Here is a 22,240-nt window from a genome sequence, read left to right as displayed (position 1 = left end):
CGACCTGATCCTCACCACCGTGCGCGTCCCACAACCGAGAAGGACCACCACCGCACGACACCACGAGGAGTCCCGCATGACCACCACCATCGAGACCCAGATCATGACCGAACTACGCCGACGCGACCCCGACGCCGACGGCACCCTCGTCCGGCTCGCGACCATCCGACCCACGATCACCGGCAGCTATTGGGCGGTGCAGGAGGCCGTCACCGAGCTTTGGCAACGCGGCGAGATCGCCGTCGTCAAGGTCGGCGGGTCGCCGCTGATCAGGCTCGCCGACGAGTTCGACAAGGCGATCGGCCCGAAGGTGTATGCGGCATGACCGCCGCCGCGATCGAGCCGGACGAGATCGGCCGGCAGATGTGGGCCACCGCCTCATCGGCCGACTCAATCGCCCCCGACTGGGTCGGTGAGGTATTCCGCCTCGCCGCCCACGGCCGACCCGACCTCGCCCTCAAAGCTGCGACCAGCGGCCCCACCATCACCACCCTCGACAAGGAGCACTCCGCATGACCACCCGAATCAAGCGCGGCGACATCGCCAAGGTCAGTACGTCCGGCGATCGGTTCGCCACGATCCGCCGAGAGCAGCGCCAATGGCCCACCCGACGCACCCCGCGCGTCTACAGCCAGGACGAGTTGCGGGAGCGGCGGCGTCACGCCCACATCGTCGCCTACAACGGCAGTTTCGACCTCGCCGCCGAGATCGAGGGTGTGCTCTCGCCGGTCGCGGCCGAGCTGGCCGCCGAGCCGTGCCCCGGGTCGTACACCAACGCCGCCGAGACCATCACCACCGCCGTGCACGCTCTCGTGACCTCGGTGGCGGGGACGGTGACCGCCCGCGACGCAAGGGGCAAGCTCGACACCCTCGCTCCCGCTGATCGTGAACGCGCCCGCGCCGCGTTGGTTGGCCTGTCGAAGCCCACCGCTCCGGTCATCACCCGGGAGCATGTGCTCGCCGGTACCTGGGTGGCCCCGCTGATCGAGCTAGCCGCCACGTATGCCCGGCCGCTGGCCGATGCGCTCGGCGCGGTGGCACAGACCGTGGACGGCGAACCCAGCGCCCTCAGTCAGGCACTCACCGCTGAGCTGCGGGACCTCGACCGCGCGGTGCTGGACCTGTCGCGTCGCATTCACCGTGCTCGCACCTACCGCGAGCAGAACCCCCGCCCGGTCGACCGCCCGCACGAGGACGAACTCGACGCACACCGAAAAACACTGCACGAACTCGGAATTGAGGCAACGCAATGACCACCCCCACCCTTCACCCGGTCCGCTTCGAGGCACCGCTCGTCAACCCCAGCCCCTCGGGGCTCTACGGGGTGACCCAGTGGACCGACGACCCGATCCCGCGCTGGCTCGCCAGCGGTGTGCAGGTCCGGCCGCACAACTTCGGCGGCGGGGATGCCTTCGGCGTCTGGGCGGCGGAATGGTGCGGCGACCCGGGCGACGAACTCAAGGACGGTGAGCGTCCTGATCCCGAGACCGACCCGTTCGACCCGATCACCGTCTGGGCGTACGACCAGTGCGACATTACGGCGCTGTCCCAGGACGAGGTACGCCTGCGCGCTCGGCAGAACCTCCGCCTACTGGAGCCGGTCGCCGTCGAGCGTGAGATCGCCGCCCGGCTCATCGCCGACGCACCTGCTGGTCCGGCACCGAGCGATCTAGTGTCCGCCGTCGGCCATCTGGAGGCCGAACTCGCGAAGACGAACACCACCGGATTCATCCACGCGTCGGCCGGCGTCGCGGCGGCAGCCTCGGCCGCCAACCTCATCATCCGCACCGGCTCGACATTCAAGACACCCCTCGGCCATACCTGGGTGTTTGGCGGTGGCTACGTCGATGGCCTCGGCAAGGCGCTGATCGCCACCAGCCCGACGTTCGGCTGGCGTGACGAGGTCGCCCTCCGCGAGACCATCAGCGCCGAGACGAACGAGTTCGTCGCGATCGCCGAGAGATCCGTTGTTGTCGGCTACGAAGCCGCGATCGCGTCGGCGACGCTCACCTGACCACCTGGCGTCTGATCGGGGGCGGCGGGCTTACACCTTTCACTGCCACCCCCAACCGGCACCGGCAGGGGCTTGGTTACGGACCACCTTGCCGGTGCCGGATCGTCACCTTCACCTCACAGATAGGACACCCCCGATGGGCAAGAAACTGATGTTGAGAGACATCACCGCCGCCGAGCGCGAACAATTCGCAATCGCGATTCACGAAAGTGGTCATGCGATCACCGCGACCCTCCTCGGTGACGAGGTCGGCGTCGTAGAACTGACTCCCGATCACCCGACGACTCTGGGGCAATGCACCTTGTCTCACGAAACCTTCCCCGGCGTCAACAACGCCCGCATCGCGTTCGCCGGGCCGTACAGCGAAGCCTTCTGGCGACATGGGGGTCCGCCTCCCTCTGCTGCGTTGCGTCGGGTGTTGATGGCCGGTGGCCGTCAGGATGAGAAGGTCGTCCGCGAGAGCGGTGACGAGCGACCGGCCGACGTACCGCGCTTGATCTCGAACTGCTGGGGCTCGATCACTGGATTGGCGAGGGTTTTGTTCATCAACGGCAGTGCGACCCAGGCCGACATCGACAAGGCACTGTTCTTACCCGAGCACGAGCCCGAGGCGCGAGCGTTCGCCCTCGCCTCGATCCGATCCGGCAGCGCTCCCGGTAGCTTCAAGGTGACGCCCGCTGCGCTGCTCTGACTCAAGCTCGCAGGGCGTCGGCGGCCTCCGCGAACGAATCTCGCAGATGTTGCTCGCGCTGCTCGCGGATAGCCGGATCAGGTGTCCATAGTGCCTGTCGGCTGGTGTGGTAGCTCTCGATTGTGGTGAGCCCGCGCGCATCGGCGGGATAGCGGCGGCGGAATCGCTTCCACGCCACCTGAGCATCCCCTCCGTGCGCCATGACGACCTTGAGGTTCGGGCACAGCTCAACGACCCGTCTCAGCACCGGCAGACCGCGATCGACTTCTGGCGACGTGGGCTTGCGGTTGATGTACCAGGGAAATGAGTTCCACCCCATGACGTCCCCGACCTCGATACCGGCGTCGGTGAGCAACGTGATGAGTCGTTCCGCTGATGGATCATCGTTCTCGGGGCTCAGCATCCCGCTCCCCTGACCGTCGCGCGTCTTGGGCCCTGGGTCGCGGAAGATCACCAGCAAACGCGCGTTGATACCGCCCATCGCGGGCGCGACGTACGGCATCCACTCATCATCAGTACGCAATTCATCGACAAGGCGATTTATCGGCTCGACGTGCGGCAAGTAGACCCCGCCCGCCTGCTCACGTCGATACCGTGCATCAGCCATCATCCGGACCATGCGCGAACTGTATCGGCTCCTACCGACAGCTCCGCTCAATCCGAGGGAAATGTCAGAGCGCAGAGGCATACTCACGCGCATGAATGACACCTGGACGGAGCGGGACCTGCCGGTGCTGCGAGCAGCAGTGGAGATATACGACGAGACGGGCGGGCCCGTCCAAACGAACCAGCTGATGAGAGCGTGCGGGTTTGATGTCGAAACAGTGCAGCGCGCGGTGCGAGCTCTCGGCCGAGAACCGTACTTTGACGTAGACGAGGACACCAGCGGGGCTGTCTCTATTGCTGGCCCGCCGACCGGTCAAGCACTGCGGGTTGCCGGGCAGTGGCCTTCCCCTGAGACACAGCTGGAGCGCCTGATCTCGGCGCTACAGGCCGTCGCCGATGACGATTCGCGGCCCCAAGAGGAGCGCAGCCGCTTCCGCCAGGTCGCGTTGTTGCTGGGCGGGGCGGCGTCGCAGATCGCCATCGGCGCACTCGGCGGAGCGGGTGGAAACCTGCTGTCCTAGACCACTGTCCACGGCCCCCAGAGCGCCCATGGCCAAGAACCTAGCATCCGTTGCGAGGACTAGGGCGTACCAGAGGACATCGCGGCTAATTCGTGGGCACGCTCCTTGACGTGCATCTTCAAGTTCTCGCGGTAGAACTCATAACGCTGGTGGTCGCTCAACGCGGCCGCAATCTCCTGGTCGGTGAAACCAGCGTGCGAGAGCAGGCACAGCCTCAACACCCAAATTGCCGACGACTCAGCGATCATCCAGTTGTAGACCTGCTCCTCGAACGGACGTCCGGTGTTGTGGTGCGCCAGGTCGTTGCGGGCGTTCCTGATGACCTCGTCCCACTTCGCCACCGGCTCTGTTATCTCGGGGGCGATCCTCTGCGCTGCCGCGTGCAGATCACGCACGCGATCGATGTAGTCCTTCTTTCCGCCGACGATGCGCTTGTGAATGCCCTCGATGAGCGAGCACGCCACGAGGCCCTGCACCTGCATGGCCTGCTTCTCAACCGGGTTCGCGACAGCAGCCGCGAGTCCGTCCATGGTCTGCTCGATTGCGAGCCAGCCCGCGATGCGGTTCAACGTCACAGACGACGGCGGAAGGAGATTGTGGGGGTCGGGCCACGACGTCTTGCTGGGGTCCTGGTCTCGGGTCTTTACGTCGAGCCAGTCGGTCTGCCCAGACTCGCGGACCTGGATTCGTAGCGGTGTGAGATCGACGTCGACAGCAAGCTTCATCAGTGTCATCACCGAACGCACGGTGCGGTCCGCCGAGCGCAGCGTGAGCGTGAATGACGGACGGAACTCCAACCACATTAGTCCGTCCTCGCGCTCACACAGCACCTCGCCTGCGTTGCTAGACGCACTATCGGTGTCGGGCAATTGCTCCCACCAACCCGGGCCGTCGAGAACGACCCGTACAGCGCCGAGCTTGGTTGCATGGCCAGCTGAAAGGTGCGCCCCGATGATCAGGGTGTAGGGGTCCCAGACCTGTTGAAACATCGCCGCCACGTCAAATCCGTTCGTCGGAGGGTGTTGGAGATACGAGTCAACGCACGTGACTGGCCCCGCTCCGGTGTCGCCGAGCAATACGCGAGGCACCCCGTCCGCCACAATCCGCGCGGGGTCGCCGCTGTGAGTGATCGACGCACCCGTGCTAGTGACTTCCAGCGGGCTTGCCAATTCGTCGATCACGCGGGACTTGAGTGTGAGTCGAGCCCGAGACCCGGGTTCCCAACTCAGAGTTCCCTCAATACGTTTGGCGGCGTCGTCAGGCGACCAGAACTCGCCCGTTGTCTCTAGTGGTTCCATGCGGCGAAGAGTAGCCGCGACCTACGACACAATTGCTAGTTTCGCAGTCGTCCTACGGCCCGCTTGCGGCCCGGCTACCTCGAATAACGCCCTGACCTGGTGGTCCCGGCTGGGATCGAACCAGCGACCTTCCCGGTGTGAACGGGACGCTCTTCCACTGAGCCACGGGACCATGTTCGGCGCAGAGAGCGCGCGCCGGTGCACGAGGAGGAAGATTACACGCAGACCTGCACCTACCCCAAATCCGGGTGACGACGTCATGTCGAATCTGGCAACCGAGTGAACACATGGCTGTGACCAGGCGATTTGGCGAGGCATGAGGTCGTCGGATAGTGTTCTGCTTCGCGTCGAGAGCAACAAAGATCCACAAGATCGCTCCCGACCACGCGGATGTAGCGCAGCTGGTAGCGCATCACCTTGCCAAGGTGAGGGTCGCGGGTTCGAATCCCGTCATCCGCTCGGCGCGAGTGCGAGTCGACTCGCATCTGGCGGTGTGGCCGAGTGGTGAGGCAACGGCCTGCAAAGCCGTGCACACGGGTTCGATTCCCGTCGCCGCCTCTGAGATCACCAACTTCATAGTCTCGCGCGATTAGCTCAGCGGGAGAGCGCTTCCCTGACACGGAAGAGGTCACTGGTTCAATCCCAGTATCGCGCACCAAGAAGGCCGCCCGGATACGGGCGGCCCTTCTGTTCTCTCCGTCCGAACGATGGTGTCGCGCGGCGGCGGCGCTCGGTGGTATCGGCCATCCAGTAGCACCATGGGGCCATGGCATTCGGAAAGTCCAAGGAACCGCGACCCGTGAAATTCTCCGCGGAAGCACAGGAACTGCGCCGGCAGGGCGCCACCGTCTACACGCCCAAACTCTCGTCGTCGAGCAAGGAGTGGGGCGACATCATCTCGGCGATCGAATCCGCCGGGTGGACGCTCGAGCACTGGTCGGTGTGGGCGAACGGCAACCTGATGGATGCCGACGCCTACCCGGTGTTCCGCGCCCGCTGACAGGAGTCGGCTCGGGTGTCACTGTTCACGCCGGTACACGCAACCCCTTCGCGATCGTCGGCCATGCGCGATGCAGATCCTGGTTCCAGTAACCCCACGAGTGCAGGCCGGCCCGGAAGTCGTAGGTCGCCTTCACACCGGCACGATCGGCCTGCGCCTTGAATCCCTCCGTGCACTTGAGGACGACGCCTTCGAGAATGCCGCCGACCGGCGACGCCAGACCGGCAAGACCCAATGCCGGGTCCGGAACACCGTTGCCGACGGCGACGTAGATCGGCTTGCCGCGAAGGACCGACACATGTCGCGCGGGATCGTGCTCTGCCCAGTCCGTGTCGTGCAGTGGGCCCCACATGTTGTCCGGGTTGCCCCCGCGTGTCACCACCGACGCCGCGGTGGCCTGCCGGAGCTCGGCGGTCCCCTGGTCCAGGCATCCACTGAACGCCGCGACCCCGGAGTACAGCTCCGGATGCCGCACCGCTATCGACATGGCCCCGAGAGCGCCCATCGACAGTCCGCCGATCACCTTGGTCCCATTGCCGCGGAACCGCGAATCGATCAGTGGCGGAAGCTCTTCGGAGAGGAATGTCTCCCACTTGTTGAGCCCCAGGACCGGGTCGTCGGAGATCCAGTCCGTGTAGTACGACCCGGTGCCACCGATCGGCAACACGACGTTGACCGACTTGTCGGCCATGAACCGCGCGATGTCGGTCTGGTAGGTCCACCCGCTCTGCGTGTAGTTGGTGTACACACCACCGTCGATCCCGTCGAGCAGATAGAGCGTGGGCCTCGCGACGTCCCGATTCCGCGGGAGCAGCACCGAGACGCGGATCGAACGGTCCATCGCCTTCGAGAACACCGTCAGCTGAGCACGATTCGGCTCGGTCATGGACACCGCGAGGATGCGGGATGCGCCCGCCTCATCGCGTGGCGCCGCACCCGCCGACCCGGCCGCAGCCGCACTCCCCCCGATCACCGCGCACGCGGCAACCATCACCGCGACAGCCTTCTGCCACATTCGTCATGTCCTTCTTCCCCCCGAAAGATGCCAACCCGCCCGCGATTATGGTGCACGACCGTCCACTGAGGTGCAGAACGTGGTGTCCGCGAGACGCACGTGGCCACTGGGACGACGAGGCAGCAATTCATCCGAATGGATGAGGTGGAACGCTCAGTCAGATGACGTCGAACGTCACGGCGGGCGATACGTTCGCCGTCACCTCACGCGCCGACGACTCGATCCCGACCGTCAACGGTCGTTCATCCGTCGGAGGGGTGCGCGGGGTGGTCTCGATGCGCGTCGGGCTCGCTGCGCTCGCTCGGCGTTACTCGACCAACAGGGGGAGACGGCGAACATCTGTCGCCCGAGGAGATCGTCCAACTGACCTACATCACCGCGATGCACGACATGCACGCCACGATGAGCAAAGGCCCTGCGCCTCGAGTTCGACGACGTCCCCGAACGTGTCGAGGAGGTCCGCATCCCCGAGGGGGTCGCGGTCGCGGACCTGTCGGCCGACCTCGCCGGCGAATGACACCCGTCTGACCCACCACCCTGCGTAGGCTGTCGCGCATGGATGTCGAGGCCGTCTTCACCGGCGTCGCAGTGACGTTCGAGGTCGTCGGCGCCGTCGCGATGATCGTCGGCTTCGTCATCGCGGCCGTGCTCGCTGCGCGCGCGTTGCGCCGCGACGAGGGCGGCCGGGTCGCGTACACGGTGCTGCGCAACACGATCGGCGCCGGGATCCTTCTCGGCCTCGAGGTGCTCGTCGCCGCCGACCTCATCCGGACCATCACCTCGAAACCCTCGATCGAGGACGCCGCGATCCTCGGACTCATCGTGCTGATCCGGACCGTGCTGTCCATGTCCATCCAGATCGAGATCGAGGAATCACTACCGTGGCGGCGAGCGCTTCTCACCAGCGGAGGGCAACTGATCGGCGACGCCGTCGCGCGGGACGCCGCTGCGGCGGCTGACGGACGAGACCGCCGGGCGTAGATTGCCCCTGTGCACGACACCCTGCTGATCGAGATCCTGACCGACCCGGCCGGCGCCGACGCCGTCGCCGAGGTCGCGGCCGCGACCTTCCCGCTGGCCTGTCCACCACACTCGACGCCCGACGACATCGCCGCATTCATCCGTGACAATCTCGATGCGCGGTCGTTCGCCCGGCACATCGCGAATCCGAACAGTGACGTGCTCGTCGCCCGCCCCGCCGTCGACGGACCCGTCGTCGGGTACGGCCTCGTCCACCACGAGGCGCCGGCCCATCCCGATGTCGCCGCCGTCGTCACCGATCGACCGGTCTCCGAGCTCTCCAAGATCTATGTTCTCCCCGATCATCACGCACGCAGCAGTGCCACGGCGCCCTCGCGGTCCCTGATGACGGCCGCCCTCGACTGCGCCCGCGCTCGCGGGAGCCTTGCGATGTGGCTCGGTGTCAATCAGGAGAACGAACGCGCGCAACGCTTCTACGCGAAGTCCGGATTCACCCGGGCCGGCGTGAAAACGTTCGACCTGAACGGGACGGTCGAGCACGATTTCGTCTTCGTCCGTCCACTGAGATGATCGGCGGTCTGGCAAGGTCGGGGGTATGACACTTCCAGACGGCATCGACGGTGCCCGGGTCGGTGAGGTCGCCGGCCTCGACGCCCTGATCGTCGAGACAGTCCACGCGTCGGCGGCAATCTCCCTGTTCGGCGGGCAGCTGATCTCGTTCCGTCCCACCGGCTACGGAACCGATCTGCTGTGGCTCTCACCGCAACTCGCTGCTCCCCCGACCCCGCTCCGTGGCGGCGTACCGGTCTGCTGGCCGTATTTCGCCCGCGAGGGTCAGCCCGACGATGTCCCCTCACACGGCTACGCGCGCACCGCACGCTGGGAACCGATCGGTGGCGGCAACACCGCCGACGGCACCGAGATCGTGCTCGCTCCCGTCGGGCTCGACGACCTCGACCTCCGGTTACGGATGACCGTGCACATCGGCGCGACACTGCACCAGGAGATCCACACCCACAACCCCGGCACCGTGCCACTGACGCTCACCGAGGCGCTGCACAACTACTTCCGGGTCTCCGACGTCACCGCGGTACGGGTGCAGGGTCTGGACTCACTGGCCTACCTGGACAAATTCGACGCATCGAGTCGCCATGTGCAACATGGTGATTGGGTCCTGCCCGAGGAACCGGCGCGCAGTGACCGCGTCTACCCGAACGCGCCCGGGCACTATCGCATCGTCGATCCGGGTCTCGAGCGGGTGATCGAGGTGTCCGTCCACGACGGGAGCACCGCGGTGGTGTGGAACCCCGGCCCCGAGGTGGCCGCCGGGATGGCCGATGTCGGGCCGTCGTGGCGTGAGTTCGTGTGTGTGGAGGCAGCCAACGCCGGACCGGACGTCGTCGAGGTGTCGCCCGGTGGGACACACACGCTCGGGCAGACCATCTCGGTCACCGGTCTGCGCTGAACCCCGGACCGCCGACCGGCCGGACCGCCGAACGCCCGGACCGCTGAACCGTCAGACGGCCGATTCCGCGAACCGGGAGAGTGCGAGCAGACGCGAGGTCGCGCGCAGGTACTTCTTGCGGTACCCGCCGGACAGCATCTCCTCGGTGAAGATCTCGTCGAGTTTGCTGCCCGACACCGTCACCGGGATGTTGGCGTCGTAGAGCCGGTCGGCGAGCACGACGATCCGCAGCGCCACCGACTGGTCCTTCGCCGGGTGCACCCCGCGCATGCAGACCAGCGACACCCCGTCCACGAGATCCTTGTACTTGGACGGGTGCAGGGTGCTGAGGTGCTCACACAGGGCGTCGAAGTCATCGAGCGTGGCGCCCGGTGTAGAGGCCGCCAGTTCGTCGAGCTCGGCATCCGATCGGGGCTCCGGCGCCGGCGGGAGGTCGCGGTGCCGGTAGTCGGGACCGTCGACACGGATGGTCTCGAACACCGACGACAGCTTGCGGATCTCGCGGAGGAAGTCCTGCGCGGCGAAACGCCCCTCACCCAACTGTCCGGGCAGCGTGTTCGACGTGGCCGCGATCGAGACGCCCTTCGCGGTGAGCTCGGTCAACAGCCGCGACACCAACATCGTGTCGCCCGGGTCGTCCAGTTCGAACTCGTCGATGCACAGGACCGTGTGCTGCGACAGCCGCTCGACGGCGTTCACGAATCCGAGTGCGCCGACCACATGGGTGACCTCCACGAACGTGGCGAAGGCCTTGGGTTCGGGCATCGAGTGGTAGATCGACGCGAGCAGATGTGTCTTGCCGACGCCGAATCCGCCGTCCAGGTACAACCCGATGCCCTGGCCGGTCGCGGACTTGCGGGAGAACAGACCGCGCTTGCCACCGCGGACCTTGGTCGCCCGCGCGACGAAATCACGGGCCTTGGAGACCGCCTGCGACTGCGAGGGCTCCGCCGGGTCGGGGATGTAGGAGTCGAAGCTGACCGAGTCGAACGTCGACGGTGGCACCATCTCGCCGACGAGTGCCTCGGGTGCAACCGCGGGATTCCGGTCGCAGAGTCGTGCCGTCATACGGGGAGCGTAGCCACCTCCGACATGATGGAGTCATGTTCGGTCTACAGAAAGCGACTCAGGTCACATCGGGTCCGGATGACGTCGCCACCCTGCGCTGGCTCGCCGAGCAGTACGCGTATCCCACGCGGCCGTCGTCGGCGCCCTGCCTCGCCCGGCCCTACCTCCGGGTCAACATGGTGAGCACCGTCGACGGGGCAGTCACCTTCGACGGCCGCTCCGGCGACCTGGGCGGTCCGGGCGACAAGGCGATCTTCCGGGTGCTGCGCGCACTCGCCGACGTGGTGCTCGTCGGGGCGCGCACGGCGGTGACCGAGGGTTACGGTCAGCCCGCCGCCGACGACGTGTTCGCCGCCGGCCGACGCGCGCGTGAGCAGACGCCCGCACCTGCGCTCGCCCTGGTGTCCCGATCGTTGTCCATCCCGGCCGATTTCGGACCCGTCGGGCACCCCGATACGGTCGTCCTGACCTGTCGTGCCGCCGCAGCCGAACGGCGGGACGCCCTGCTCGCGGCGGGTGCCACGGTCATCGACTGCGGCGACGGCTCGGTCGAGGTCGATCAGGTGCTCGATCTGTGCGCCGAACGCGGGTGGGTACGGGTACTGGGCGAGGGCGGGCCGTCGCTGCTGGGCACGTTCATCGACGCCGACGCGGTCGACGAGGTGTGCATGACCACGAGTCCCACGCTGGTCGCCGGTGACGCCGGCCGAATCGCCCACCACTCGTCGCCCGGGCGGAAGCACCCGATGCGACCGGCCACGATCCTCACCGACGAGGACGGATTCGTCTTCACGCGCTGGACCCGGGACGTCGGCGGGAAGGAGTGACACCCCACAACCGTTCGACGGTGCGTCGAGCGGGGTGACTACGCTCGCGGACATGCGACGAGCACACCGGCGGCGGGTCCGCGGTCCCGGACGGCGCACCGCAGTGGTGTGTGTGGCCGCGGCGACGTCCCTTCTCCTGGCGCTGACCGGCTGCGCGATCGGACCCGACACCGGACCTGAGGTCGTGACGGGCGGCGACGGCGGCGGAGAGGTCGCGCCGTCGTCGTCGGGCCCGGCTCCCCTGCCCCCGCTGGCGGCCCCGCGCACCGATTTCGACTGGTCGGACTGCGGGCGGGCATCGGTCGGCCGTTTCGGTGTCTCCGCCCCCGGCGGGATCAGCGTCGAGTGCGCGGAGATGGACGTGCCGGTGGACCCCGACCGCCCCACCGGTGACACCATCTCGATCAGTCTCTCCCGTGCGAAGACCGCTGCCACGCCGGCCGGTGCGGCGCCTCTCGTCCTCACGTCCGGATCCGACCTCCCGTCGTCTCGCACACTGTTGTTGATGGCGAGCGGGCCCGGACGAACGCTGCTCGACAAGCATCCCGTGGTGGCGATCGATCGACGTGGGACGCCGGAGAGCAGCGCCCTGGACTGCATGACCCGCGTCGAGCGGAACGCCTTGGGCAACAACGGCCTCGCGGGTGCGTCACCGTCAGATCAGGACGAACGGATCACGCGCCTCGCCCGGGCGGCGTCGTCGGCGTCGGACGGGTGCACCGAGACCCTGACACCCCATCAACTCGACTTCGGTGCGGCGTTCGCCGCCTCCGACATCGAGGCGCTGCGCACCCGGTGGGGCGTCGACCATCTCGGACTGGTCGGGGTCGGCGAAGGCTCCGATGTCGTCCTCGCCTACGCCAGCAACTACTCGGGCCGTGCGGGCCGGATCATCCTGGACACGCCGACACCGTTCGGCGCGAATGCCCGGGACCGCGGTGCCACCCAGTCCACGGGTGTACAGGCCTCGCTGCGGGCCTTCGTCCAGCAGTGCGGGCCGTCGGGGGCGTGTCCGCTGGGCGGCGACGGCATGGCCACCATCGGTGCCGTCCTGACAAAGGGGCGGACCGGAGGTCTCGCCGGCATCACCGACACCGAGGCGCTCAATGCGATCACCACCGCGTTGGCCCTGGCCGCGCCGGATCGTCCACAGGCGGTGACCGAGGTCGCCTCGGCCGTCGCGGCCGCCGATCGCGGCGACACCGGAGCCCTCGCCGACCTCGCCGAGCGCGCCGACGGGTTGCGTACCACCGACGGCCAGCTGGTCGCCCGGTGCAACGACGTCACCGGCCCGGTCGGCCAGAACGAGATCCCCGGCCTGATCGATGCGTGGCAAAAACAGAATCCGCTGACGGGCGCCAACAGTGCACTGTCGCTGTTGCGGTGCAACGCGTGGGCGACGTCGACCCCGGTCAATCCGGCGACCGCGCTTCCGGTCGATCCGCTCGTGCTCAACGGAGCCAACGATCCGATCAACGGGGGTGGCGGCGCGGAGGCACTCGGCGGGTTGTTCATCAAGGCCGGGACCACCCCGACGACGGTGTCGTGGGACGGACTCGGGTACTCCGTCCTCGCCCGCAGTGCCTGTGCCGCCGACGTCGTCACGCAATATCTGGGTGAGGCGCCGCTCGGCGAACCGACCGACCGCGGTTGTCCGACCTGATCGACATGGGAATCGTCCCCGCTCGGGATGCGGGCTGTCGTCGATGTGCATGCCCGACGTAGTACGGTTCGCGGGTGGCGATTCTCGACAGGTACCTCCACCCCCAGATGACTCCGCAGCGGATCATCCCGATGGTGCTGTGGCCGATCACCATCATGATGATCTTCCACCGGTCGGTGATCCTGGGCGTCAACGGTGATCGCACCGACGACTTCAAGCCGGTCTACCAGGCGGCGCTGCAGTTCCTGAATCGCCAACCGGTGTACGGCGAGAACCTCGACACCGTCGATCCGCACTACCTGTACCCGCCGTCGGGAACACTGCTGATGGCGCCGATGGCGACCATCGATCCGGAACGGGCGCGGTGGTTGTTCATCGCGGTGAGTGTCCTCGCCCTCGTCGGCAGCGCGTATCTGCTGGCCCGCCTGTTCGGCTACTCGGCGCGGTCCTGGGTCGTCCCGGTGGTGCTGTTCTTCTTCTTCAGCACCGAAACCGTCGCGCACACACTGGTGTTCACGAACTTCAACTCGTTCGTCCTGCTCGGGATGCTGGCGTTCATGGTGCTGATGATGAGTCGTCACGACCTGTGGGCGGGGGTTCCCATCGGACTGGTGCTGGCGGTGAAACCGATCATCGCCCCGCTGCTGCTGCTGCCGTTGCTGAACCGTCAGTGGCGCATCCTGGTGACCGCCATCGGCATCCCGCTGGTCCTCACCGCCATCGCCTGGCCGCTGAGTGTGGACCCGATGTCGTTCATCGACCGCACCATGCCGTATCTCGGCGAGGCCCGCGACTACTACAACAGCTCGATCGCGGGGAACGGCGCCTACTTCGGCGTCGCCGACTGGTTGGTCGTCCTCTTGCGGATCGCGTTCGTGCTGATGGCGATCTTCGCCCTGTGGTTCCTCTACCGGTATTACCGCCGCAGCGATGAACTGCTGTGGCTCACCACGTCCTCCGGCGTCCTGATGGTCACCACGTTCCTCGTGGGCGCGCTCGGCCAGGGTTATTATTCCATGCTGCTGTTCCCGCTGCTGATGACGGTCCTGCTGCCGGGATCGACGATGCGCAACTGGCCTGCCTGGCTGGGCGTGTACGGCTGCATGACGTTCGATTCGTTCTACTCGGTCCGGTGGGAGGCGTTCGGCCGCCAACTCGAGTTCAACAAGGTGACCTGGGGCTGGTCGCTGCTGATGATCGCGGTGTTCTGCTCGCTGCTGTTCCGGTATCTCGACATGCGCCGCGACGGCGTCACCGGCCTCGACGACGACGCACCGTCGACGACACCGGAGCAGGCACCCGAGCCGACACCGACCGACGCCCCCGACGACGGTGGCGGGAGTCAGGAGACTGTCGCTACCGTGGAGAAATGAGCCCGAACACCCCGGCCGAGTCCGATGCCACCGACGCGAACCAGATCAGCGACGGCGAGTGGCGTGAGCGGTTGACGCCCGCGGAGTACCGGGTGCTGCGTCAGGCGGGCACCGAGGCCCCGTTCACCGGCGAGTACACCGACACCACGACTGTCGGCGTCTACCGCTGCCGGGCCTGCGACGCCGAACTCTTCCGCAGCGACCAGAAGTTCGAATCCCATTGCGGCTGGCCGTCGTTCTTCTCGCCGCTGGCCGGCGAGAAGATCATCGAACGGGTCGATACCTCACTCGGCATGCGCCGTGTCGAGGTGCTGTGCGCGAATTGCGGCAGCCACCTCGGACACGTCTTCGAGGGCGAGGGCTACGACACGCCCACAGACCTGCGGTACTGCATCAACTCGATCAGCCTCACGCTCGAGCCGGCCGAGGACTGAGGACCCCACCGCTCACCGGATTGCTCAGGGCAGCGCGTCGATCAGTGCGGTCGGCTCGACCCGCGGACCCGTGAAGAACGGGGTCTCCTCCCGGACGTGGAGGCGTGCCTCGGTGGCGCGTAGGTCACGCATGAGGTCGACGATCCGGTGTAGTTCCGGCGCCTCGAACGCGAGCAGCCACTCGTAGTCGCCCAGGGCGAACGACGCCACCGTGTTCGCGCGGACGTCCTTGTACGCACGAGCCGCCTTCCCGTGGTCGGCGAGCATCTTCCGACGCTCCTCGTCGGGCAGCAGGTACCACTCGTAGGAACGCACGAACGGGTAGACACATATGTAGTTCCCGGGCTCCTCCCCGGCGAGGAACGCCGGGATGTGGCTCTTGTTGAACTCCGCCGGGCGGTGCAGTGCGACGTTGCTCCAGACCGCGTCGCAGGCCTTGCCGAGGAGGGTCTCCCGACGGAACCGTGCATAGGCCGACTGCAGCTGTTCGACCTCCTCGGCATGCCACCAGATCATGAAGTCGGCGTCAGCCCGCAGTCCGGAGACGTCGTAGACGCCGCGGACCACGACACCGGAGTCCTCGAGGGACTTCAGGAAGTCGGTGGCATCGGCCTTCACCTGACCGCGGTCGTCGCCGAGTTCGCCGGGCCGCACCGCGAACACCGAGAACATCAGGTAGCGGACGGTGGCGTTGAGTTCTGCATAGTCCAAGCGGCTCATGACTTTCATCGTGCCACCGTCGCCGACGGCGCGATCAGTCAGGTCAGCTCGGCGAGGAGTGCTGTCACCGCACGTCCGGCCCGGCCGATACAGGCCGGCACACCCACACCGGCGTAGGCCGAGCCGGCCAGGACCACGCCCCGGGGGCGTAGGCGCTCGGCCCCGGCCATCGCCGCGAGGTGTCCCGGTGCGTACACGGGCAGGCCGTCGGTCCATCTCTGGACCGCGACGTCGACGACCCCCGACGACGGGGCCGACAGCCCGGCCGCGCGGCACACCGCGTCGAGGTCTTCGAGTGCCTCGGTCCGAATCCGATCGTCGACCCCGGGCTCCACGCCGGCGTCCGGGATCGCCGCCCGGTATCGACCGAACGACGCACGCAACGATACCGGGCCGTCGTCGTCGGACAGATGCGCCCATTTCTGTGAGCTGAACGTGAAGGCCTTGGCGCGCAACCCTTCTCCGGTGGCGACCAGGACACCGGAATGTTCGGGCAACGGCGTGCCCGGCGCGAGTGCGATCGAGACCACCACCGACGAGGCGCGCCGGACGTCCTGCAACGATCGGGCGAGCTCCGGCACCACCCGGTGCAGCACGCGACCGGCGTGCCAGGCCGGCAGCGCCAGGACCACACCGTCGTAGTCGGCGGAGTCGGACTGTCCGAGGCCGAGCGTCCAGCCCTTCCCGGACGGTTCGAGTCCGGACACAGACGAGCAGAATCGGGGCTCGACGTCGGCAGCGGCGATCAGGGCATCGACCAGCACACGGTAGCCACCGACGAGCGTCCCGAAGACCGGGCCGGCCCGGCCACCCTGCCCCACCAGGTCCCGAACCGCCGACGTGAGGTTCGGCGCACCGGCGTCGAGGCGCGTCGCGAGGGCCGGAAGTGCTTCGCGCACACCGATGTCGGTGGCCAGGCTCGAATACACGCCACCGAGCATCGGGTCGACGCTCCGCGTGACGACCGAGGGTCCGAATCGGTCGGCGACCAGTTCGCCGAGCGACGGGTCGGCGCCGGGATCCCATCGCCAGGCCCGATCCGGCTCGACGGCGAGCCGCTCGAGATCGGGCGGATCGACCAGATCGGCGACGGCCTCGACGCTCGCCGGGACGCCCATGAGCGCCGGGGTCGGCAGCGGGTGAAGCCGGCCGCGCGCCCACACCGCCGGCCGTCGGGCGGTCGGCGACACCACCCGGTCGGCGAGCCCGAGCTCGCCGATGAGGTCGACCGCCTCGGGACGCCGCACGATGAACGCCTCGGCGCCGACGTCGACCGGACGTCCACCGACGTCGACCGTGTTCAGGATTCCCCCCGGACGGTCACCGCACTCGTGGACCTCGATCTGTGCGTCCGCGCCGAGCGCCTGCCGCAGCCGGTACGCGGCGGTCAGACCGGAGACACCGCCGCCGACGACCGCGATCCGCCGCGCCCCTGAGGCCATCAGATCGAGTGGATCAGCTCGACGGCCCGGGTGAGCACGTCGGGATCGGTACCCGGCAGCACGCCGTGACCGAGGTTGACGATGTGCCCGACGGCGCCGGCGCGGACCGCACGCTCACCGTCGGCGACGACGCGCCGGACCTCACGCTCGACGACCTCCGGGCCGGCGAACAACAACGTCGGGTCCAGATTGCCCTGAACGGCCTTGCCCGGGCCGACCCGCCGGACCGCCTCGTCGAGCGGGACCCGCCAATCCACCCCGATCACATCGGCGCCCGCGTCGGCCATCGCGCCCAGCAGCTCGCCGGTGCCGACGCCGAAATGGATGCGGGGCACCCCGAACTCGGCGACCTCGGCGAACACCCGCGCACTGTGCGGCGCCACGTAGGTCTGGTAGTCGGCGAGCGAGAGCATCCCGGCCCACGAATCGAACAATTGGACGGCGTCCACCCCGGCGTCGAGCTGCACACGGAGGAAGGCGATGGTGATGTCCGCGAGCCGGCCCATCAGCGCGTGCCAGACGTCGGGCGACCCGTGCATCATCGCCTTGGTGCGCTCGTAGTTGCGGCTGGGCCCACCCTCGATGAGGTAGGACGCGAGGGTGAAGGGAGCTCCGGCGAAACCGATCAGGGCGACGCGCTCCGGCAGTTCTGCGAGCAGGAGTTCGATCGCGTGGGCGATCGCGCCGACCGACTCGGGTTCGAGGCGCGGCAGCGCGGAGACGTCGGCGGGTTCGCGCACGGGCGCTGCGATCACCGGACCGGTGCCGGCGACGATGTCGAGGTCGATGCCGGCCGCCTTCAACGGCACGACGATGTCGGAGAACAGGATCGCGGCGTCGACATCGTGACGGCGGACCGGCTGCATGGTGATCTCGCAGACCAGTGCCGGGTCGAAGCACGACTCGAGCATCCCATGATCGGCGCGGATCGCTCGGTACTCGGGCAGCGATCGCCCCGCCTGCCGCATGAACCACACCGGGCGTCGTTCGGGTGTCCCGCCGGTCGCGGCGGCCACCAGGGGGAATCGGTTCGCGCGTCGCGCGTGGGATCGCGTTGTCTCGGACATCAGTGCCTACTCTGCCATGCGTCGGCGCGCCTCCGACCACCGTGGGGTGGCCCGACCTACCGTCGGATTCGTGACCTCTTCTGGAGCTCCGACGGAGCCTGCTGACTTCCGCGCCGCGGTGGCGTCACTGCACGCCGCGCGGATCCGGCCGGAGATCGAGGTCGGCCCGATCCGTCCGCCGCAACGACTGGCCCCCTACAGCTACGCAGTCGGCGCCGAGGTGCGCCAGAGCGGCGACGACTCCGACGACGTCCCCGTGGACTCGCCGGGCAGTTCGTTCGGCCGCCTCATCCTGCTGTACGACCCGGCCGGCCAGGACGCCTGGAACGGCACGATGCGGCTGGTCGCCTACGTGCAGGCCGAGGTCGAGGCCGCGCTGGCGATGGACCCGCTGCTGCCGGAGGTCGCGTGGAGTTGGCTGTCCGACGCCCTCGGCGTACCTCCCGGCGAGTCGGCGAGCTCGCCGGGCGCGTCGGCGGATCGGACGATCGATGTGACAGCACTCGGCGGAACGGTGACCTCGACGACGTCGGTGCGGTACGGCGACATCGCCGGGCCCCCGCGGGCCCATCAGCTCGAGCTGCGCGCGTCGTGGACCGCCACCGGCCTCGAGATCGGCGGTCACCTCGAGGCGTTCTGCGAGGTGCTGTCGTCGGCGGCCGGGTTGCCCCCGGCCGGTGTCACCGAACTGGGTTCGGCCTGAGCCGAACGGGAGGTCCGCCATGAGCAGCGGTGACGACGGACGGGACCGGTCGTCCGACGATCCCCGCGCGGAGGCCACGACGGACCCCGCCGAACCGAGCACGACTCCCCTGCTGCAGCCCGCCGATGGTGTTCCACCGGTCCTGATCACCCCGGAGGAGTTCGCCGACGCGGCCGCACGGATCGCCGGCGCCGCGGGGCCGATCGCGGTCGACACCGAACGCGCCTCCGGATACCGCTACTCGCAGCGGGCCTACCTGGTGCAGATCCGGAGGTCGGGAGCCGGGACGTTCCTCCTCGACCCGATCGAACACCCCGAGGCTCTCGCGCCGGTGATTGCCGCCCTCGACGGACCCGAATGGGTGCTGCATGCCGCCGATCAGGACCTCCCGTGCCTGCGCGACCTCGGCTTCCTCTGCCGCCAGCTCTACGACACCGAGCTCGCCGGGCGTCTCCTCGGCCTGGCGAAGGTCAACCTCGCCGCCATGGTCGCCGAGTTCCTCGGGCTGGGTCTCGTGAAGGGGCACGGCGCCGCCGACTGGTCGCGCCGCCCGCTGCCCGACGACTGGCTCAACTACGCCGCCCTGGATGTCGAGGTGCTGATCGAGTTGCGCGACGCGATGGACTCCGCCCTCGCCGATGCCGGCAAGGATCGCTGGGCGCGGGAGGAGTTCCGCTTCGTGCTGGACCGGCCGGCACCGCCGCCGCGGACCGAGCGCTGGCGCAAGACGTCGAACATCCACACCATCAAGGACGTCCGGACTCTGGCGGCCGTCCGCGAATTATGGAAGGCGCGTGAGGAACTCGCGCAGAAGCGGGACGTGGCACCGGGACGCATCCTGCCCGACTCCGCCATCGTCACCGCCGCGACCGCCGATCCCACGACCCCTGCCGAACTGACCCGGCTCCCCGTCTTCGGCGGCCCCAGGCAGCGGCGGCAGGCCGGGGTCTGGCTCTCGGCGCTGCAGCGGGCCCGCACACTACCCGACGATCAGCTGCCCTCGCGGAAGACACCCTCGGTGGGGTTACCCCCGGTCAACCGGTGGGATCAGCGCAATCCGGAGGCGGCCGAACGTGCCGCCGCGGTCCGGCCCGCGGTCCGCGAGGTCGCCGAGGCGCATCGGGTCCCGGTGGAGAATCTGCTGGCCCCGGAGACCGTCCGCCAGCTGTGCTGGGACGGCGTGCCGCTGCCCGCCACGGCGGAGGCGGTGGATCGTCGACTGGCCGACGACGGAGCACGGCCCTGGCAGCGGGACCTGTGCGCGGCCGCGATCGCCGAAGCGCTGAATTCGGTTGCGGTCGAGTCCGACTCGCCCGATTCAGGGCAGTAGTCCGCGTCTCGCGCGAACTACTGCCACCAATCGGCGTTCACTGATCGGCGTCGGGTGCGTTCGACATCTCGCGGCCGGACAGGTCGGCATCGTCGTCGAGTCCGGGTACCGACTGCATGCCCGCGACGGTCGCGGTGATCGTGCGCGCCAGGTCCTGGGCGGTGAGTCCGAACTCGGCGAGCAGCTGCCCGCGCGAGGCATGCTGCACGAACTGCTGCGGAATTCCCCGATGCTGCACCGGCACGGCGACGTCCGCCGACGACAATGCGTCGCTCACCGCCGATCCGACCCCACCGCGCACACCGCTGTCCTCGAGGGTCACCACGAGACGGTGCCGGGTGGCGAGTTCGGCGATGGATCCGGGCACCGGGAGCACCCAGCGGGGGTCGACGACCGTCGCGTCGATGCCCTGACGACCGAGCCGTTCGGCGGTGTCGACGGCCAGGGCACAGAACGCGCCGACCGCGACGATGAGCACGTCACCGGTGGCCTCCCCGACTCCAGGCGCGGTCCGATAGAGCACGTCGACACCGTCGTCGAGTCGTTCGACCGACCGGATGTCCTCGGGGACGGCACCTTTGGAGAAGCGCAGGGCGGTGGGCCCGTCCGTGACGGCGAGCGCCTCGTCGAACTCCTCACGCAGGCGGACCGCGTCACGCGGCGCCGCGACCCGGAGGCCGGGCACGAGTGACATCAGCGACAGGTCCCACATCCCGTGATGGCTGGGGCCGTCGGGTCCGGTGATGCCCGATCGATCGAGGACGAGGGTGACCGGAAGTCGCAGCAGCGCCACGTCCATCAGCAGCTGGTCGAAGGCGCGGTTGAGGAACGTCGAGTAAATGGCGACGACGGGATGCAGCCCGCCCAGCGCCAGGCCGGCGGCCGAGGTCACCGCATGCTGTTCGGCGATGCCGACGTCGAACATGCGGTCCGGGAACCGCTGGCCGAAGGGCGTCAGGCCGGTGGGCCCGGGCATCGCGGCGGTGATCGCGACGACGTCGTGTCGACGCGACCCGGCCTCGACGAGGGCCGCCGAGAACACCGACGTCCAGTCCTGCGGCGACACACTCGTCGCACGACCGGTCCGCGGATCGATGATGCCTGTGGAGTGCATCTGGTCGGCTTCATGGTTTTCCGCCGGAGCGTAACCCATGCCCTTCCGTGTCACCGTGTGCACGATGACCGGTCCACCGAACGACTTCGCTTGTCCGAGAGCGGATTCCAGGGCACCGAGGTCGTGGCCGTCGACCGGACCCACGTACTTGAGTCCGAGGTCGGTGAACATCGCCTGCGGGGCGATGAGGTCTTTCAGGCCACTCTTCATCCCGTGGAGCACCGCGTAGGCGGGCGGTCCGACGACCGGGACCTGCTTGACGACCTTGCGGCTCTCGTCGAGGAACCGTTCGTAGCCGGGCTGCAGGCGCAGCCCCGACAGATGGCTCGCGAGCCCGCCGATCGTCGGCGCGTAGGAACGGCCGTTGTCGTTGACGACGATGATCACCGGGCGATCGCCGTCGGCGATGTTGTTGAGTGCCTCCCAGCACATCCCGCCGGTGAGCGCCCCGTCGCCGACGACCGCGACGACGGTCCGGTCATTTTGGCCGGTCAGCTCGAACGATTTGGCCAGTCCGTCGGCGTAGGAGAGCGCCGCCGACGCGTGCGACGACTCGACCCAGTCGTGATCGCTCTCGGCGCGGTCCTGATATCCGGTCAGACCGTCCTTCTGGCGCAGTTCGCCGAAGCCGTCCTTGCGGCCGGTGACGATCTTGTGCACGTAGCTCTGGTGGCCGGTGTCGAAGATGATCGGATCGACGGGTGAGTCGAACACCCGGTGCAGCGCGAGTGTCAGTTCGACGACGCCCAGATTGGGGCCCAGATGCCCACCCGTCGCGGAGACCTTGTCGATGAGGAATTCCCGGATCTCCCCTGCCAGGGTGTCCATCTCGTCCGACGACAGCGTCCGCAGGTCGGCCGGCGAACCGATTCCGTCGAGCACGCCCATCGAGTCCTCCATCATGTCGG

At 68.1% G+C, this 22,240-nt stretch carries 24 protein-coding genes and 4 tRNA genes; 19 read left to right on the top strand and 9 right to left on the bottom strand.

The window, feature by feature from the left end; all coding sequences use genetic code 11:
- The first annotated feature begins 76 nt into the window (after window positions 1-76).
- From QSJ19_RS19705 to QSJ19_RS19685, 5 genes are all read left to right on the top strand, one after another.
- The gene (locus QSJ19_RS19705) at window positions 77-325 is read left to right on the top strand and encodes a hypothetical protein (protein WP_286322683.1); all 249 of its coding nucleotides are present in this window, start codon (window positions 77-79) and stop codon (window positions 323-325) included.
- Window positions 322-516, top strand: a complete 195-nt coding sequence (locus tag QSJ19_RS19700) for a hypothetical protein (protein ID WP_286322682.1) — start codon at window positions 322-324, stop codon at window positions 514-516. The genes QSJ19_RS19705 and QSJ19_RS19700 overlap by 4 nt, the downstream gene beginning before the upstream one ends.
- Window positions 513-1,253, top strand: coding sequence for a hypothetical protein (locus QSJ19_RS19695; protein ID WP_286322681.1), 741 nt, complete (start codon window positions 513-515; stop codon window positions 1,251-1,253). The genes QSJ19_RS19700 and QSJ19_RS19695 overlap by 4 nt, the downstream gene beginning before the upstream one ends.
- The gene (locus QSJ19_RS19690; protein WP_286322680.1) at window positions 1,250-2,014 is read left to right on the top strand and encodes a hypothetical protein; all 765 of its coding nucleotides are present in this window, start codon (window positions 1,250-1,252) and stop codon (window positions 2,012-2,014) included. Before QSJ19_RS19695 ends, QSJ19_RS19690 begins: the two co-directional genes overlap by 4 nt.
- Before the next feature lie 136 nt (window positions 2,015-2,150).
- Entirely contained in the window at window positions 2,151-2,705 is a 555-nt protein-coding gene (locus tag QSJ19_RS19685) for a M50 family metallopeptidase (RefSeq protein WP_286322678.1), read from the top strand.
- Window position 2,706: 1 nt separating this feature from the next.
- On the opposite strand, the gene QSJ19_RS19680 is transcribed toward QSJ19_RS19685, so the two are convergent.
- A complete protein-coding gene (locus QSJ19_RS19680) occupies window positions 2,707-3,324 on the bottom strand; it encodes a uracil-DNA glycosylase (protein WP_286322677.1) in 618 nt (205 codons plus the stop codon).
- Window positions 3,325-3,403: 79 nt separating this feature from the next.
- Here QSJ19_RS19680 and QSJ19_RS19675 point away from each other — a divergent pair, with 79 nt between their 5' ends.
- Window positions 3,404-3,832, top strand: coding sequence for a hypothetical protein (locus QSJ19_RS19675; RefSeq protein ID WP_286322675.1), 429 nt, complete (start codon window positions 3,404-3,406; stop codon window positions 3,830-3,832).
- Window positions 3,833-3,891: 59 nt separating this feature from the next.
- Here the strand turns inward: QSJ19_RS19675 and QSJ19_RS19670 are convergent, their stop codons facing one another.
- On the bottom strand, window positions 3,892-5,130 hold the full coding sequence (locus QSJ19_RS19670; protein ID WP_286322674.1) for an ApeA N-terminal domain 1-containing protein: 1,239 nt from the start codon (window positions 5,128-5,130) through the stop codon (window positions 3,892-3,894).
- Window positions 5,131-5,227: 97 nt separating this feature from the next.
- Window positions 5,228-5,302, bottom strand: a tRNA-Val gene (locus QSJ19_RS19665).
- 214 nt (window positions 5,303-5,516) lie between these two features.
- Between QSJ19_RS19665 and QSJ19_RS19660 the strand changes: the two genes are divergently transcribed.
- The 4 genes from QSJ19_RS19660 to QSJ19_RS19645 all read left to right on the top strand — a co-directional run bounded on the left by QSJ19_RS19660 (window position 5,517) and on the right by QSJ19_RS19645 (window position 6,130).
- Window positions 5,517-5,589, top strand: a tRNA-Gly gene (locus QSJ19_RS19660).
- Window positions 5,590-5,617: 28 nt separating this feature from the next.
- A tRNA-Cys gene (locus QSJ19_RS19655) sits at window positions 5,618-5,688 on the top strand.
- A 25-nt stretch (window positions 5,689-5,713) separates the two neighbouring features.
- Window positions 5,714-5,788 (top strand) — tRNA-Val (locus tag QSJ19_RS19650).
- Window positions 5,789-5,896: 108 nt separating this feature from the next.
- The gene (locus QSJ19_RS19645; protein ID WP_286322673.1) at window positions 5,897-6,130 is read left to right on the top strand and encodes a hypothetical protein; all 234 of its coding nucleotides are present in this window, start codon (window positions 5,897-5,899) and stop codon (window positions 6,128-6,130) included.
- Window positions 6,131-6,155: 25 nt separating this feature from the next.
- On the opposite strand, the gene QSJ19_RS19640 is transcribed toward QSJ19_RS19645, so the two are convergent.
- On the bottom strand, window positions 6,156-7,145 hold the full coding sequence (locus QSJ19_RS19640) for an alpha/beta hydrolase (protein WP_286322672.1): 990 nt from the start codon (window positions 7,143-7,145) through the stop codon (window positions 6,156-6,158).
- Window positions 7,146-7,700: 555 nt separating this feature from the next.
- Here QSJ19_RS19640 and QSJ19_RS19630 point away from each other — a divergent pair.
- Genes QSJ19_RS19630 through QSJ19_RS19620 form a run of 3 tightly spaced genes read left to right on the top strand, consistent with a single transcriptional unit; the run spans window position 7,701 to window position 9,591 of the window.
- A complete protein-coding gene (locus tag QSJ19_RS19630; RefSeq protein ID WP_286322671.1) occupies window positions 7,701-8,126 on the top strand; it encodes a DUF1622 domain-containing protein in 426 nt (141 codons plus the stop codon).
- Window positions 8,127-8,696, top strand: coding sequence for a GNAT family N-acetyltransferase (locus QSJ19_RS19625; RefSeq protein WP_502876269.1), 570 nt, complete (start codon window positions 8,127-8,129; stop codon window positions 8,694-8,696).
- Window positions 8,697-8,721: 25 nt separating this feature from the next.
- On the top strand, window positions 8,722-9,591 hold the full coding sequence (locus tag QSJ19_RS19620) for a D-hexose-6-phosphate mutarotase (RefSeq protein ID WP_286322669.1): 870 nt from the start codon (window positions 8,722-8,724) through the stop codon (window positions 9,589-9,591).
- A gap of 51 nt (window positions 9,592-9,642) precedes the next feature.
- On the opposite strand, the gene zapE is transcribed toward QSJ19_RS19620, so the two are convergent.
- Window positions 9,643-10,659: a cell division protein ZapE gene (zapE, locus tag QSJ19_RS19615; RefSeq protein ID WP_286322668.1), complete on the bottom strand. Its 1,017-nt coding sequence runs from the start codon at window positions 10,657-10,659 to the stop codon at window positions 9,643-9,645.
- A gap of 35 nt (window positions 10,660-10,694) precedes the next feature.
- Here zapE and QSJ19_RS19610 point away from each other — a divergent pair, with 35 nt between their 5' ends.
- The 4 genes from QSJ19_RS19610 (at window position 10,695) to msrB (ending at window position 14,956) form a co-directional block, all read left to right on the top strand.
- Window positions 10,695-11,486 (top strand): pyrimidine reductase family protein, encoded by a 792-nt coding sequence (locus QSJ19_RS19610; RefSeq protein ID WP_286322667.1) that lies wholly within the window; start codon window positions 10,695-10,697, stop codon window positions 11,484-11,486.
- Window positions 11,487-11,538: 52 nt separating this feature from the next.
- Complete coding sequence (locus QSJ19_RS19605) at window positions 11,539-13,149, top strand: alpha/beta hydrolase (protein ID WP_286322666.1); 1,611 nt, start codon at window positions 11,539-11,541, stop codon at window positions 13,147-13,149.
- A gap of 74 nt (window positions 13,150-13,223) precedes the next feature.
- On the top strand, window positions 13,224-14,522 hold the full coding sequence (locus QSJ19_RS19600) for a glycosyltransferase family 87 protein (protein WP_286322665.1): 1,299 nt from the start codon (window positions 13,224-13,226) through the stop codon (window positions 14,520-14,522).
- On the top strand, window positions 14,519-14,956 hold the full coding sequence (gene msrB / locus QSJ19_RS19595; protein ID WP_286322664.1) for a peptide-methionine (R)-S-oxide reductase MsrB: 438 nt from the start codon (window positions 14,519-14,521) through the stop codon (window positions 14,954-14,956). Before QSJ19_RS19600 ends, msrB begins: the two co-directional genes overlap by 4 nt.
- A 24-nt stretch (window positions 14,957-14,980) precedes the next feature.
- Here msrB and hemQ read toward each other — a convergent pair whose 3' ends face one another.
- The 3 genes from hemQ to hemE are packed head-to-tail and all read right to left on the bottom strand — an operon-like array spanning window position 14,981 to window position 18,185.
- Window positions 14,981-15,676, bottom strand: coding sequence for a hydrogen peroxide-dependent heme synthase (gene hemQ, locus QSJ19_RS19590; protein WP_286322663.1), 696 nt, complete (start codon window positions 15,674-15,676; stop codon window positions 14,981-14,983).
- 38 nt (window positions 15,677-15,714) lie between these two features.
- The gene (gene hemG, locus QSJ19_RS19585) at window positions 15,715-17,118 is read right to left on the bottom strand and encodes a protoporphyrinogen oxidase (RefSeq protein ID WP_286322662.1); all 1,404 of its coding nucleotides are present in this window, start codon (window positions 17,116-17,118) and stop codon (window positions 15,715-15,717) included.
- Window positions 17,118-18,185 carry a uroporphyrinogen decarboxylase gene (hemE, locus tag QSJ19_RS19580; RefSeq protein WP_286322661.1) on the bottom strand — a complete coding sequence of 356 codons (1,068 nt, stop codon included), beginning with the start codon at window positions 18,183-18,185 and terminating at the stop codon, window positions 17,118-17,120. Before hemE ends, hemG begins: the two co-directional genes overlap by 1 nt.
- A gap of 70 nt (window positions 18,186-18,255) precedes the next feature.
- Between hemE and QSJ19_RS19575 the strand changes: the two genes are divergently transcribed.
- Window positions 18,256-18,888, top strand: coding sequence for a DUF3000 domain-containing protein (locus QSJ19_RS19575; protein WP_286322660.1), 633 nt, complete (start codon window positions 18,256-18,258; stop codon window positions 18,886-18,888).
- Window positions 18,889-18,907: 19 nt separating this feature from the next.
- Window positions 18,908-20,218 carry an HRDC domain-containing protein gene (locus QSJ19_RS19570; protein WP_286322659.1) on the top strand — a complete coding sequence of 437 codons (1,311 nt, stop codon included), beginning with the start codon at window positions 18,908-18,910 and terminating at the stop codon, window positions 20,216-20,218.
- A gap of 37 nt (window positions 20,219-20,255) precedes the next feature.
- Here the strand turns inward: QSJ19_RS19570 and dxs are convergent, their stop codons facing one another.
- On the bottom strand, window positions 20,256-22,220 hold the full coding sequence (gene dxs, locus QSJ19_RS19565) for a 1-deoxy-D-xylulose-5-phosphate synthase (RefSeq protein WP_286322658.1): 1,965 nt from the start codon (window positions 22,218-22,220) through the stop codon (window positions 20,256-20,258).
- Between the last annotated feature and the right edge of the window lie 20 nt (window positions 22,221-22,240).

This window comes from Gordonia sp. ABSL11-1, from assembly GCF_030315685.1.
In the GTDB taxonomy this organism is placed as follows: domain Bacteria; phylum Actinomycetota; class Actinomycetes; order Mycobacteriales; family Mycobacteriaceae; genus Gordonia.
This window is presented reverse-complemented; position numbering and strand designations above follow the sequence as displayed.